The sequence below is a fragment of the Sporosarcina sp. 6E9 genome (assembly GCF_017921835.1).
In the GTDB taxonomy this organism is placed as follows: Bacteria; Bacillota; Bacilli; order Bacillales_A; family Planococcaceae; genus Sporosarcina.
On record NZ_JAGEMN010000001.1, the window covers coordinates 1677134 to 1691911 of the forward strand.

General features: G+C 40.6%; 11 protein-coding genes. 2 read left to right on the top strand and 9 right to left on the bottom strand.

Annotated elements, in window-relative coordinates; all coding sequences use genetic code 11:
- Positions 1–55 precede the first annotated feature (55 nt).
- From J4G36_RS08660 to J4G36_RS08675, 4 genes are all read right to left on the bottom strand, one after another.
- Positions 56–1231 (bottom strand): DUF418 domain-containing protein, encoded by a 1176-nt coding sequence (locus J4G36_RS08660; protein ID WP_210469616.1) that lies wholly within the window; start codon positions 1229–1231, stop codon positions 56–58.
- Positions 1228–4953: a helicase-exonuclease AddAB subunit AddA gene (gene addA / locus J4G36_RS08665; protein WP_210469617.1), complete on the bottom strand. Its 3726-nt coding sequence runs from the start codon at positions 4951–4953 to the stop codon at positions 1228–1230. Before addA ends, J4G36_RS08660 begins: the two co-directional genes overlap by 4 nt.
- Positions 4928–8428 carry a helicase-exonuclease AddAB subunit AddB gene (gene addB / locus J4G36_RS08670; protein WP_210469618.1) on the bottom strand — a complete coding sequence of 1167 codons (3501 nt, stop codon included), beginning with the start codon at positions 8426–8428 and terminating at the stop codon, positions 4928–4930. The genes addA and addB overlap by 26 nt, the downstream gene beginning before the upstream one ends.
- A 79-nt stretch (positions 8429–8507) precedes the next feature.
- A complete protein-coding gene (locus tag J4G36_RS08675; protein ID WP_210469619.1) occupies positions 8508–9140 on the bottom strand; it encodes a TVP38/TMEM64 family protein in 633 nt (210 codons plus the stop codon).
- A gap of 130 nt (positions 9141–9270) precedes the next feature.
- On the opposite strand from J4G36_RS08675, the gene J4G36_RS08680 reads away from it, so the two are divergent.
- Together J4G36_RS08680 and J4G36_RS08685 are read left to right on the top strand one after the other, a co-directional pair.
- On the top strand, positions 9271–9993 hold the full coding sequence (locus J4G36_RS08680) for an AzlC family ABC transporter permease (RefSeq protein ID WP_210469620.1): 723 nt from the start codon (positions 9271–9273) through the stop codon (positions 9991–9993).
- 1 nt (position 9994) lies between these two features.
- Entirely contained in the window at positions 9995–10303 is a 309-nt protein-coding gene (locus tag J4G36_RS08685; protein WP_210469621.1) for an AzlD domain-containing protein, read from the top strand.
- Positions 10304–10412: 109 nt separating this feature from the next.
- Here J4G36_RS08685 and J4G36_RS08690 read toward each other — a convergent pair whose 3' ends face one another.
- The 5 genes from J4G36_RS08690 to J4G36_RS08710 all read right to left on the bottom strand — a co-directional run bounded on the left by J4G36_RS08690 (position 10413) and on the right by J4G36_RS08710 (position 14777).
- Positions 10413–10664, bottom strand: a complete 252-nt coding sequence (locus tag J4G36_RS08690; RefSeq protein ID WP_210469622.1) for a CsbA family protein — start codon at positions 10662–10664, stop codon at positions 10413–10415.
- A gap of 37 nt (positions 10665–10701) precedes the next feature.
- Entirely contained in the window at positions 10702–11871 is a 1170-nt protein-coding gene (locus tag J4G36_RS08695; RefSeq protein ID WP_210469623.1) for a PDZ domain-containing protein, read from the bottom strand.
- Between the two features lie 191 nt (positions 11872–12062).
- Positions 12063–13451 carry a S41 family peptidase gene (locus J4G36_RS08700; RefSeq protein ID WP_368668739.1) on the bottom strand — a complete coding sequence of 463 codons (1389 nt, stop codon included), beginning with the start codon at positions 13449–13451 and terminating at the stop codon, positions 12063–12065.
- Positions 13452–13557: 106 nt separating this feature from the next.
- A complete protein-coding gene (locus J4G36_RS08705; RefSeq protein ID WP_210469624.1) occupies positions 13558–14130 on the bottom strand; it encodes a peroxiredoxin family protein in 573 nt (190 codons plus the stop codon).
- Positions 14127–14777: a hypothetical protein gene (locus J4G36_RS08710; protein ID WP_210469625.1), complete on the bottom strand. Its 651-nt coding sequence runs from the start codon at positions 14775–14777 to the stop codon at positions 14127–14129. The genes J4G36_RS08705 and J4G36_RS08710 overlap by 4 nt, the downstream gene beginning before the upstream one ends.
- Between the last annotated feature and the right edge of the window lies 1 nt (position 14778).

Genomic DNA, 14778 nt, shown 5'->3' on the forward strand with positions numbered 1-14778 from the left:
CATCCTCCCATAAAATAATTCCCTTGTTATGACACTATTTCGACAAGCGTATTGCTTATTCCTCTTTTTTCAGCAAATTTCTTCCGTAAACCCCTTTTCTCCATAACCACTCAAGCGGACCCATACGAAATTTCGAAAGCCATAGTTCCGCGAATAGCACTTGAACCACAAAGACGCCAAGTGCTATCCACGTTCCCGCTAATAGGTCAACCTTGCCGTACAATCCAAAACCATACGAATAAAAAATTAGCGTCGCGACAACCGATTGTGTGATATAGATTGTTAAAGACATTCGGCCAGCTTTTCCAATAGGTCTAAATACGGCACGGAACAATGGAACGGTACAAAATAATAAGAGCAGGCTGACATAACCTGCAGCTAGAATGACGTTGCCAAACGTATCTTGTAGTTGAATTACATCAAATGTAGGTTTTTTCACATACGGGAGGAATTTAATCCAGATTCCCGCAGTCAAAGAAAATACCGTAAAAATTGCCAATTGAATTTTAAATTCTCTCGCGCGTTCGATAATTTTCCATTTAGATAATGCTGCCCCGAACATAATAATTGGCAATACAATGAATAACCCCATAAATGTACCACCAAGTCCTATGACTAGCCATTCGAAAAACCTGAAAGTGAAAATTTCACCGAAAGTACTTTCTGTAAATACTTTAATTGAACGTTCGATCTGTTTCGTATCAATGTAATCACTCATCAATAGATTGGAATTCGCTTTCAATAACAAACTCGTCACGATATACATGAAAGCAGCCGGAATAATGTATAGACCTCCTGCAAATAAGGCAAGCCATTTTGCAGGAATTCGAACAAATAGTAATAACAAAAAGCCCATGATCGCATACGTGAACAATACATCGCCAGACCAGATAAAGAGGCCATGCAATAAGCCAATGCCAAGCAATATCCCCAATCGCCTCGCCATAATAGGGACGAATGGTTTATTTCGCTTAATAGATTTTTCATATTGCATGTTAATCCCGTAACCGAATAACAAAGCGAATATCGGATAAAAACTGCCTTGCACCAAGATATCGATCCACTTGAAAGTTACCGCATCGCCATTTGTAAACCACGTGTATGGATCCACATGTAAATAAGGCGTATGAAAAAACAACATATTCGCGATAAAAATCCCTAAAAGTGCAAATCCTCGTGTGATATCAAGTGTTTCAATTCGATGTTCTTTAGTCGTTGGTGACAATTTCACAAAGCTTCGTCTCCCTGAATACGCACAGTACTTTCCCCGTCAAAAAGATAAAGCGCCATTTCTTTAATTTCAACATTGATAATAGATTCGATTGCACGTTTGTATAAATTCAACTGAACGCCGTAACGTTCTTGCATTTCTCTTCCAATTTCGCCGGCTGAAGCGAATCTTCCCTGAACCCGGTCAGTCTTATAATCAAGTAAAACCCAACCATCTTCATCTTGAAATAAACAATCCGCGATTCCTTGGATAATTTGATAATCGCCGTCATCGCCATCATGTGCATAGGTAAACGGCAATTCACGCAATACTTGTGGTGACTGTTTTACTCTGTTTGCCATATCTGACTTAAAAAACTGTGTGACTTGATGGATATCTACAGCGTTTGCTTCTTCTCTAGTTAATAATTGACGCGTTTGTAGCGTCGAGATTAATTTCTTAATGGTATCCGAATTTTGTTCGATTTGAAAATCTATATGCTGCATGATAGTATGCATCGCCGTACCGATTTCCGCAGGCGTTAGCGTCCGAGTTTGCATGAAGTTAGGTCGTGCATGGAGATATGCCGTACTGACTTCATCCCCTTTTTCCATAAAGGGATCCTCATCTTCTTGTTGCGCGAGAATCGAGAGTCTTTTCAATTCGCTAACTGTTTGCTTCGAACGTTTTGTAACTGAATTGCTGTATTCATAAGACCAATCAAAACGCCGTTTCACTTCTTCATAAAGCTTTTCATCAACCTCTTCTGATTTCCCATCTCCACCGTCAGGAATAAAATCGTCGTCAGCGATGACACTTTCTTGCTGCAAATGAAGATTCATTACCGATGAAAAAGGAAGCGCATCTATCTTCCACTTCGATGAATCGACAACGAATTGCCCACCCGGGAGCACATCAAACTTACCGAAGTCTGGGTGTCTAGCGACTGCAGGTCCAACCCAATCAAGATAACTATTTGCCCTGGACCGTGTGTACTCAGGCAGCATCAATGATGGATCCACCAATTGAGCATCTTGCCACTTGCCGATTTCTCGCTCAATATCTTTAACAGATGCAATCAGCTCGAGATATTCTTTCGCTCTCGTCATCGCAACATATAATATCCGCATTTCTTCGGCGCGCATTTCGAGTTCTTTTTTCTCTTTCATCGCCAAGAATGGCAGAGATGTGTAGGTAATTCGATTATCAGGATCAATTGCTTTTACTGCTAAACCAAAATGTTGGTCGAATAAATAAGCTTCGTTGAAATCCATCTTATTGAACTGCCGAGCAATACCTGATATGAAAACGTATGGAAATTCAAGGCCTTTGGATGAATGTATCGTCATTAATCGAACCACATCTTCTGTTTCAGAAAGTGACCGTGCTTCCCCAACATCATCGCCCCGTTTTCTCATCCGCTCGATAAATCGAAGAAAGCGGAATAATCCACGGAAAGACGTTTTTTCATAATCAATCGCACGATCATGAAGTGCGCGAAGATTTGCCTGCCGCTGTTGGCCATTAGGCATGGCACCAACCATTTCATAATAATGCGTATCCGTATAAACTTGCCAAATCAGTTCTGATAATGATCCACGTCGCGCCAAGTTTCTCCACTCATTAAATTGTCCGAAAAATCGTTGCAATTTCTCTTGTGTCTTTAGTTCAATACCAGTACCGCCAGTTGCCATAAAAGACTTTAACGCTTCAAAAAATGGTGCACTCTTATCGGCTAATCGTACTTTAGCAAGTTCATTTTCAGTCATACCGATAAACGGCGACCGAAGTACAGACGCCAATGGAATATCCTGGTATGGATTATCGATGACACGCAATGTATTTAACATGATCATCACTTCGAGCGCTTCAAAATAACCACGTGATAAGTTTGCATGGATTGGAATTCCCGCAAGCTTAAACTCTTCAACGAATTCAGCTGACCAAGTCATCGACCGCATTAATATAACGATATCCCTATACTCAAGCGGACGTTTTTCATCCGAAAATGCATCTGTAACTTCTGCACCCGACGCCATTAATTCTTTAATACGTTTACTGATAAATCGTGCTTCTGCTTGAGAGCTTTTAATGCTCTGTTCGCCTTCGTCAACTTCTACTGTATTTTCTTCATCATCTTCGTAAAGGACGGTCAATTCTGCGGGTACTTCTTTAACTGGGTACTGTGCGCCATATTTAAGTGCAGCCGCCTCATCGTAATCGATATCACCGACACGGGCCCCCATCACTTGGGAAAAGATGAAATTCGTGGAATCCAATACTTCTTTTCGACTTCTGAAATTCGCATTCAAATCGATTTTCAAGCCAGACTCCTCGCCGGTTGTGGTAAAATTTTTATACTTACCAAGAAATAGATTGGGTTCAGCAAGTCGAAATCCATAAATAGACTGTTTGACATCTCCTACCATAAATAGATTTCCATCTTTTTCACCGCCGTTTTTCACCAAATTTACGATGGTTTCTTGCAGTAAATTGGTATCTTGATATTCATCTACAAGCACTTCGGAGAATCTTTTTCGGTACTCAATCGCAATATCCGACGGTAGTAGATTCCCATCAATTTCAACGGACAAAATCCGTAAGGCATAATGTTCTAAATCCGAAAAATCCACAATTCCCCGGTCAATTTTCACGGTTTCATAGCGTCTTCCGAAGTCAATCACCAAGTCAATTAACGTATGCATGGCCGGCGCCATTAATCTAATTTCATCCAAGAGTCGAGCCGGCGTTCGAATAAAATACTTTTCTTTAAGATCATTGACAATCTTTTTAACGACATCTCGAATCTTTTTCGCACGATCAGCAAGCCCCTCATCGCAGGAATCCTTTTTTATCGCGCCTGCCCTAACCCATTTTAGCGTCCCGAAAAATTCGTATGTTTCTTCCCAAGTTCCAACAGTAATGCGTCTGATGGCTTCATCTATCCACATCAAATCGGTTTCGGCAGTCCCAGCAAGTGCCGCCGGTCCATCTGGCATCAAAGCGATTCGTCGTAAATCGCCCGTCAGCGCAGCCGCCTCTTCAAGGGTATGGCGAATCGAGGTTTTTAAGGGCTCAATGAATTCAAGTTCATCGACAGAGTCAATTTCCCTAATATCATATTGTGTCGGGATGAGGCGCAACCACTTTTCTGGAGACGGATGAACCCTAGAATAATCGTATAATCGACTAATAAGTGTCTCGATCATTTGATCGTCTCTATCGGAAGTAAAACTATCCGCCAGTCGATAAATCGATTCTGGGTTTTCTGAACTGTACGCAGTTTCGAGGATTTCACCAATCGTATCATCACGAAGAAGCGCAACTTCTGTGCTGTCCGCGATTCTAAAACCCGGATCGATATCGAGCAAATAAGCATATTGCCGAACGACGTTTTGACAAAATGAGTGAAGCGTAGAAATCTGAGCTTTATTCAATAAATTTAATTGCCTGCGCAAATGAACAGATTCTGGTTTTGCTGTAATGGCTTCTTCAAGCGCTTCAGCCATTCGATGGCGCATTTCAGCAGCTGCTGCATTTGTGAATGTAACGACAAGTAATTGATCGACATCGATTGGATTTTTATCATCGACAACTTTTTCAATCATCCTCGATATGAGTACTTTGGTTTTTCCTGAACCCGCAGCGGCAGAAACGAGAACATCTCTGCCGGAAGCCCAAATTGCCTTCCATTGTTCATCTGTAAAAGTCAATCCTTCAGGTTTCACGGGTATGTTCAGCATCTCCTACCACCTCCTCACGCATTTTTTCAAGTGATGCATCTGCATCCAACATTTCATAATTTCGATATTGTTGTGCCGGGTCGGTTTGGTCGAATTGACAAACAGATCGGTACGAACAAAATTGGCAAGGCATTTTATCCTTCAACTTATACGGATAAACCCTAGTATCTCCTGCAAGCATTGCATTTCCGGCCATTTGGTGTCGTGTTCTTACGTACGAGCGCATCATTTGTAAATCATCCGGTGCCAACACTCTCGACCGTTTTGTAAATGAGCCATCTTTTCTGAATGCCGCTGGAATAATTTTTGACGAACTTCCGATTTCAACGTCCATCGCTTCTGCTACTTCCGGATGTTCTAGTAAAAATCCGCGCATTTTATATGACTTTGCAATTTCATCCTCTAATAACTGGGAAGAAAGCTCTTCGACTGGGCGAATCATTGGATTATGGACATGCACATACAGCAAACCTGCCGGATCCGCATGAAAACCAAGCAATTCGTCAACATGCTCAAGCGCTACATCAAGGTACGTCATCATTTGTAACGACAACCCATAATACACTTCAGCTAAGTCCAGTTCCCTAGCCGAAGACTTATAATCAATCACGCGGATGTAGTTTTTACCTTTAACTTCAGAAGCATCGATTCGGTCGATTCGTCCGCGTAGTTGCAACGGTTTCCCCATTCGAAGTGGGATTTCCAATGAAGGTAACTTCTCGCCCGGTCCAAATCCAGCCTCAATTGCAATCGGCTTGAAGTTTGTCGATTTAGCTTGTGTACTTAGCGAATAAATTGTCCGCTGAATAACTTGCACTAATTTCCGCTTAATGTATACATAACGATTCGTTGATGACAATATCTTGTTGAAAAAATACGGCGTAATATCATCGACTGCATCAGATGCTAATCGCCAACATTCTTCTTTCGACAATTCAGCCCAAGACTTTCCTAGGCGCATTGTTTCATCCGAAATCCACTTGAGCGCCGCGTGGAATAAATCACCAATAGCCGGTGCTTCAAGCGTATACTCCGATCGGTCTTGCAAGCCAAGTCCAAAAGAAGCGTAATGTTGAAACGGACAACTATAATAGGATTCAATTCGCGAAACACTAGATACGAAAGATTCACCGTATAATCCTTTCGTCAAATCAATCGTTAATCTATCAGTCTTATTGCCAACTTCCAACGGGCGACGAATACGACCAAGGACGGAAGACCAATAGACATCTCTTTCATAATATGCCAGCACCGCTACCCATTCAGGCGTAATTTCCTTCGTATGCGCCGACTGTTTAAGTTTCATCGCTGCAAACGGCAATGCTGCCCTTGGGTGACTGATATACGCAAATCTGTCTTCTTCTCCGTCCAATTCTGTTGGATCAATGACCGCGGATTCTGTTTTAATTCCCGAGAAAAGTTGCGAGATTCGCGCAATATATAAAGATGGGAGAAGCGCTTTCCCTTCCTCATCTGCGATTGGGTAAGAAATGTATAGCTTTTCCCGCGGCGCAGTGAATGCGCGGTACGCGATAAATGTCTCGTCCATTAACTTCATTTTCGATGTCGGTGCAAGTTCAAAACCAACTTGAGAAAACCATTCCCTGTCGACATCTGATAAAATTCCTTCATTATCGATTCTTTTTGGAAGCACACCGTCGTTGACACCCAAGATAAAGACCGCATCGATATTCATTAAACTCGAAACTTCAATCGATGATACAGTCACTTGATCCAACGACGGAGGGATTCGAGTAAATTCCAATGAGTCGAACCCTTCATCTAAAATGCGGGCCGCATCACTCGGTTTCAACTCTTTATCGCCAAACATCAACACAAACTGGTCCAGAACATCTATCCATCCGTTCCACGCTTGTTCATGTTCAGTTGCGCCGAGAAGTCTTCCCGCGCGCTCTTCTTCCGCTCGCAAATCAATGACTTTATCATAAGCACGCAGTTGCTCGATGAATAAAAATAACGCTTCTGCTACTTCTTTACCGGTCTTCGACTTTTTCACTTGCTTTTCAAATTTTTGAAGTGGTTCTCTGATTAAATCACGAACACGATGCAAGTCTACTTGCATTGCGAGTTCCTCATCGGTTTGCACGTCGGAATGTAATTCAAGGCCGCGATAACGCTTTACGATCCAGCGTGAATCATCAAACCAACGAGACCCGTAGATCCCGCGTGCAAGAACATAATTCTCAAGGCGGTCTGCTCGTTCACGCCATAGATTCAAATCTTCTCCATGCGGAAAAAACAAATCTGTCTTCGCTGCGCGAAATATCGATTCATAGGACCAACCCGAAGTAACGGCTTCCAATACGGAACGCGATAATTCAATGAGCGGATGGTGCAACATTGGCTTTTTTCGGCTGATGAAGACCGGAATCTCATAATGCGGAAAAATTGTCTCGATCAATTCATCATACTTTTCTGGTTGGCGGTACAATATCGCAATATCCTTATATCTTTTACCCGACAACATCAACTCACGAATCTTTCTCGCTACAGCATGAATCTCAGCGCGTCGATCGGCTGCTTCTATAAACGCGACGTGCCCATTCGACGGTTTTGAACTAGTCGGATACTGATCGAACGCTTCTTCCAGATGTATTAAATCTTCATTATTAAAACGCCTAATGTCCCCCATATGAATGTCTTCTTCAACATCAATAGACTCCAAGTAGGCGATTCCGCGTAAACGCAAAGAAGTCCGCACTGGATTGAAAAACAATTCATGATCCGCTGATCCCGTTAAATCCGATTCCATAGGCAATGCTACTGTCACGCGATTTCCATATCTTAATAGTTCTGTAATTATTTCGTATTCTCTTGTAGTAAAGCTTTCGAAACCATCAATGTAAATATTGGCTCCTTTTACTATATCCGCATGATGAATTTGCATCGCAAGAAGAGCCAAGTGGCCTTCGCTATCGACATATGTCGTACCAAGCTTTTCTTCAATCTTTGTAAGCAACAATAATAAGTCACTTGCTTTATCGATTAATGTCCGCGGTGCATTTGCAGCGCGTAATTGGTCATGAAGTTCATTCATCTTCGTAAAATCGACAGCATAACGACCAAACTCCTGCAATAAATCACCTATTTGCTCTGTAAATCCACGTTTATTCGCTGCTTGACGGAAGAGCTTGAATTCATCATGATGCTCTTCTAAAACACTTCGAACGAGCATGCGGTAACCAAAACCATTGACCTCTTTACGCGTAATCCCGCCAACTTCTTGAAGAATTCGCCAAGCCAAACGTTTAAACGTTACAACTTGAGCACGAATGATTCCATTCAATCCGTAATTCACGGATAAGCTATGTTCGACTGAAAAAGACATTTGGTCTGGAACGATGATAAATATAGGCGCGCCTAAAGGATCCCTTTTAAGTTCTTCAGCAATTTCTCTTTGGATATATGTTGTTTTTCCGGATCCCGATCTCCCAGTAATAAAACGTAATGACACAGATTTCCCCTCCTTTAAACGTAAAAAAACCTGCAATCCTTTCTCTCCATTGTACAGGAAAGGGGATGCAGGTACTATATTAGTAGGTTTCCTTTTTTTTATGGATTTCTTTCACGTGATATTCTTCTGCCTCTACTTTTTTAGTTAAACGATGCTCCAGTCTTTTTCCAATCAGCCAAAGCAAAACAACGACAACTGCTACAATCGCAGTTCGAATCGGTTGTGTAAGCAAAGCTTTTAAATCATATCCTATAAAACTTACAGTACAAATCATGACAATTTTTCCAGCCATAAGCGTAAATAAGTAATGCGTTTTCCTTATACCCGATAAACCAGCCACCAAGTTCACTAAGGCAGATGGTGTGAAAGGAAAGCAGATGAATATGAATAACGGGCCAAATCCATTGCGGTCTACCCATTTAATAAGTTTTTGTACTCGTGTGCTTTTTGTTAAAAAACGAAACACGCGGTTTTCACCATATTTTCGAATTAATAAAAATACCGCATATGAACCAGCTGTCGTGCCCGCCCATGATAGAAGAATCCCATACCCTAACCCAAAAGCACTGGCATTTGCAAAAACAAATACAAATAAAGGTAAGAAAGGAAGAAACGATTCGATAAACGGTAGCAGTATTCCAATCAATGGTCCAAAAGCTCTATAGTGTTGAGACAATTCTATAACTTTATCGACATCAAACCATTCATTCACCCAAATCACCCTCGCAGCATCTAGAGATTTATTTCTAAGTATACCCAATATATCAATTTTATCACCTATTTTATCAATTTCACACGAAAGTATAGTATAATCAGAAAAACGAATAGAAAGATGTGACAAAATGGAGAATAATACGTTTTATTCTGGTATAAAAGCCGGAACAAGCATTGCAATTGGCTATTTTCCCGTTGCGCTCACATTTGGTCTGCTAGCAAAAACTGCTGGGCTCTCAATGCTAGAAGCGACGGCTATGAGTATTTTCGTTTACGCAGGTGCTTCCCAATACATAGCTTTAAGCCTGATAGCTGATGCTGTCAATCCTATGCTGATTGTCATGAATACCTTCGTCGTGAACATTCGTCATTTCCTCATGACAGCCTCATTAAATGAGAAATTGAAGCCTGAAAAACGTTGGATCAAAGCCATTTATTCATTTTGGATAACTGATGAATCATTTTCAATGCTTGCCACAAGTAAAAACAAAAAAATAACAACAGCTTTTACTTTTGGAGTTACATTGGTAGCATATGGAAGTTGGGTTATTTTCACTGCAATCGGACATGTTGTCGGTGCCAATTTGCCACTTTTTTTGCAAGCCGCAATGTCAATCGCTCTCTTTGCAATGTTTGTTGGACTGCTTGTGCCGTCCATGAAGGGGAACCGAAAAGTTGTCATGCTAGCAAGTATAGCAGCCGTCATTCATTGTTTTTTTTATTTTACGAATCTTTTATCAACCGGCTGGGCAATCCTTGTCGCAACATTAATCTCATCAATCTTCGTTGAAGTTATTTATGCGAATTATCGTAAGAAATCAACGATGGTTTATTCAAAGGAGGAGGAATAAATTGGGACCAATTTATTGGTGGATGCTATTTGGAATGGCGCTAGTTACGTATATTCCTAGAATGATTCCCCTAACTTTTCTAGACGGTAAAGAATTACCGCCAATTGTATCCGGAGTCCTTCGGAATATCCCATACGCCGTTCTTGGTGCACTTATCTTCCCCGGCATTTTGTTCGTACAAGAAGGAAATATTCTTTTCGGCGTTATCGGTGCAAGTGTGGCATTTTTAATCGCACTATTAGGCGGCGGCGTCATGCCTGTCGTATTAGGTACAATTGGTGTGCTCGCTGTTTATAGTTTGTTTATGTAAGTGCCTGAGGGAAGATTGAACTATATCTTCTCCTACCTGAATAAAGGATCATGCAAGTAAAAAAAGGTATGAGAAGGAATAATAAAATTCCGCTCATACCTTTTATTCATTATTCTATATCCAAATGTTCACGTGCTCGCTTGACCATCCGGCTTGCATACCAAAAGCCAACTGTTAACGATACTGCATCTACCGTATATAATACCCAGTTATGTGTATAACCCGCGTAAACAGAAGCTGCGATTAACCCTGCCGTTAATAAAAGGCCTACTACATGATGGAATGTTATGCGTGTAAATAATACGACTAATAATGCAGGCATGATAGCCGCAAGTATGAATTTCGTTATGAATGAATCCATTTAGCAACAACCTTCCCCAACAAACAAACGGTTCTCCTCACTGAATAACCAAAATTCCCAGGCGATGATGATCATGACGATAAATCACTTGTTGCATAAGCCGTACTTCACCATCACGCCCTAAGACTTGCAATCTGCAATGCGCGGCATTAATTTGAATGGCGTCGTATAATTCTTTTTCATTCGTTACATTTAGCCCATTGACGGAACGGATACATTCTCCAGGAAGTAATCCCATTTTATCCCCTGGTGAATCTGGTATAACACCTGCGATAACAACACCAGTCGATTTTGGAGCAACTACAAAAGCCCCGCCGCGTTCTTTAATCGATGCAACAATCGAGAGTACTACACGTCCTGCCACGCCGATGATTAAAGCAGCTACGCCTAAAATAGGCATCCAGATTGAACCAATGCCAAGTGCCAAAACAACAACACCAAGACTTATTATGCCACGTCCAATTTTAGGAAATGCGATATTCGGATATGACGATCGAATCACTTGGGAAAATCCAATGATTAGCGGAATCGGAATAAAAGTAAATGCGGCCTCACCCAGCGTAAATTGCGGCCAATATGGTAAATATGCCGGAATAATATCACCAGGAACGAGAAACAAGACCGGCAATAGCCAGAGTCTCTTTGTTTTAAATACTGTAGCGTATAGTCCCCTTTTTGTCTTTTTCAAAAATGGCGACGTATCTTTGCTGCCGTATCGACTAACGAGAAGGCCTTCAGCTAACAGGAATAAGCCCGCAATGATTGCTACTGTTACGGCTAATTCGCCAAATAAATCAACGCTTTTTGGCGACCATCCACGATAAACAAAGTCAACCGCATAACGTTCCATGAAATAAATTGTAAAATAGGCAACCGTGACAAAATAAATGGGCGACATTATTTTATAATTAAAAGACAGAAGTCCAACAAACGCTGCTATGCAAAATAATACGAGCCAACCCGAATCTACTATTAGGCCAATACCCGATATAATTATAGATAAGATAATCGCATAAGGCCATGATTCAGATAAAAGCCGTTTTAACTCCGTGAACCCTGGCATTAAACGAACTCTGAAATTACGTCGTTCTCGCTTCACCCGCATATAGCCCAAAAACACTGCTGCGATTAGTGTGGCCACAAATAGTGGATTCAGAAAAAATAACGATGCAGCTGTTAGAACTTCTAGTAACACATCATTCACCATGAACCGACACCATCCTATTCATTACTACACTATTTCTCTCTAAGGAAGAATTGAACTGCATTCTTCTTTATTGTAACAAATGATTGGCAGATTAGGTGAATCCTTGCTGAATATTTTTTAAAAAAATTAAAATAGGCTGTCGGCTAATTGGCATTCAATCAGTCGACAGCCTAAATTTAATAGTTTAACTTCTATTCTTTCAGTAGATGCAGTAAGTAATCTAGCCCCATTTGTAATTGAACGTCATTTTCTGGATTTTCTCGATATGTTTCAATTTCTTTTTGTAATGCTGTGAAAAATTGCCGATCCATTTTACCTGATTCCTTCACTTTGGAATGCACTTGAAACTCTGTAACCGCATCTGCCGTAGCTTCATCGAAATAACCATCATCGCGGCCAATTTCATATCCTAGCCCATTCAGTAACTTTTGGCTATATGCCACATCATCATTAAAATCACCTTCAACGTATTCAGCAGATATTAATCGAATATGCTCCTCAAACAAATCATCTTGATCTATTTTAAGATCAGCCTCAACACCTTTGCCGTGAATCCATTTTTCTTTTGGCGTCAGCCATTTTGCAGTTGATAACTTCACTTTACCGCCATTTACCAAATCCTTTGTGTCTTGAACAGTCCCTTTTCCGAAACTTTCCGTTCCAGCGATGGATGCCCTTCGTAAATCTTTTAGCGCGCCACTTAACATTTCACTAGCCGATGCACTTCCCTTATCTTGAAGCAGAACAAGCGGAACTTGTTTCAGTTGGCTATTAAATTTTAAATTTTCATCTTGGTCCGCGAGTAGTGGTGTCAACGCACCTGTGGCATCTTGCAAATAAGCATATATCGTATCTTCTTGAAGTAAGCTTGATAAAATTGTGCCGACACTGTGTAAATAACCGCCTGGGTTACCGCGGACGTCGATTACAATAGCCTCAGCCCCATCCCCAATCAACTTTTCAGTTGCAATTGCCCATTCCTTAGCAGTTTCACTTCCGAAGGTCGTAATCGATATGTAACCGACTTTCCGTTCCTTCTCTTCAATCAATTCACTATTCACTGTCGTAACAGGTATAACATCACGTATAATCGATATTTCAAGATGTTTATTTAATTCCGGTCTATATATCGTCAAAGTAACAGCTGTCCCTTTTTTTCCACGGATTTTTTGAACAACATCTTTTAATGTACCACCGTCTAAATTTTCGCCATCAATGCGAATCAGTTCATCATAAGGGCGTAATCCAGCTTTCTCTGCTGGAGAAGATTTTACTGGCGCCACAATCACGAATTTACCGTTCGACCTTGTAATTTCAGCACCGATGCCAATTCTTTCACCCGCAAGCGACTCTTCATGTGCTGCGGCTTCTTCCTCAGATAAATAAGTTGAATATGGATCACCAATCACTTCCGTCATCCCTCTTAACGCACCTTCAATTAGAAGCTCTCCTTCTACAGGATAGACACCTTGCTCCTTAATTATTGCAAAGGCTTCATCGATAACGTCAAACGAGCTTTTCTCAATACTTTTGTCACCCTTCTCCTTGTTAAAAAAGAAGACTATGGATGTTGCTGCCACAACAAGTATTAAAAATAGTAAAAACCAGCTTCTTCGCAGAATGCTCCCTCCTCCGTTTACTATATGAACGGAAAATAAACATTACAACTACAGAAACTGGCTAATTTTATTTTAAGTTATTTACAAGAGCTTCCATCATTTTTTGATCCATCGGCCCTACGAATTTATGGACGATTTCTCCGTTGGTTCCAAGCATAAATGTCGTAGGTATTGATACGATTTCATACATTCTTTCTACTTCCCCATCTTTATCCAAAGGGATTGGAAAAGTTAAACCATAGTCATCTATAAATTCTTCGACGCCTTTGAGTCCTCTTCTTTCTGTATTTGTCATATTAACGGCGATAATCTCAACATTTGCGGTTTCTTTATTCTCTTCATAATACTTTTCCATATGAGGCATCTCTGCTTTACACGGACCACACCAAGAAGCCCAAAAGTTAAGAATAACTTTCTTTCCTTTTAAGTCCGCTAAGTTTACCTGATCGCCTGAAATTGTCGTAAGGTCAAAATCCGGCGGCAAATCCCCTTCATCAAGTCCCACCGTGCCATTTGATTCATCGCCAGATACAACTTGATCAGTTGGCGCATTTTTTTTCATATTTGATTGTACTGTTATCACAATCATTGATCCGATAACCAAGATAGCGATTAGATAACCGATCATCTTTTTATTCATAAATGTCCCTCCGATATATTTTTCTCATTTTGTCCTAAGAATATCACTATGAAAACCGTTGCCAAGATTGTGATAAAAAGTGAATTACTCATATAACTTGAAGGTTGAAATAGCGTCGTGAAAAAATGGCTTGCTGCAAATAATAATGTTAACTGAATAATTGCATTGTCCATTTTATTAATACTCATCCATATGAACACGGCCACTAGCGTGAACATGATGATTGTAACAATTTCAGCTGACTTCGCTCCTTCATTTAAGAATACCATGGCTAGTTGAAAGATTGATTGAATTGTTATGAATCCCAAAAATAATGCTTGTTTTTCGATCGTATGCATACCGTTCTTTTTCAATTCAATTAAGATTGCAACCATTCCTGCAATAATCCCTAAATAAAGCCCAATTTGCCCCCCGTTGAAATAGATTATGGATAATGGCGATTTTATGACATTTTCAAAATCAGTTAGGATTACGCTTAATTTCCAAACGATAACAAAATAAAAAATTGAATCGGACAACACACCCGAAATTCGTTTTCCATAACGCAATCGAATCACGAAATAAGTTATTGCGAAGGCCAGCACTAAAGCTACCCATGAGGATGGCACTGTTGTGTTCCCGATTAAAAACAATTTCGTTACAGTCATT

Bases quoted from the DNA above. Each gene is read 5' to 3' on its own strand.
- addA (WP_210469617.1), bottom strand. From the start codon at position 4,953: ATGCTGAACATACCCGTGAAACCTGAAGGATTGACTTTTACAGATGAA.
- J4G36_RS08680 (WP_210469620.1), top strand. From the start codon at position 9,271: ATGGAGAATAATACGTTTTATTCTGGTATAAAAGCCGGAACAAGCATT.
- J4G36_RS08690 (WP_210469622.1), bottom strand. From the start codon at position 10,664: ATGGATTCATTCATAACGAAATTCATACTTGCGGCTATCATGCCTGCA.
- J4G36_RS08695 (WP_210469623.1), bottom strand. From the start codon at position 11,871: ATGGTGAATGATGTGTTACTAGAAGTTCTAACAGCTGCATCGTTATTT.
- J4G36_RS08705 (WP_210469624.1), bottom strand. From the start codon at position 14,130: ATGAATAAAAAGATGATCGGTTATCTAATCGCTATCTTGGTTATCGGA.
- J4G36_RS08710 (WP_210469625.1), bottom strand. From the start codon at position 14,777: ATGACTGTAACGAAATTGTTTTTAATCGGGAACACAACAGTGCCATCC.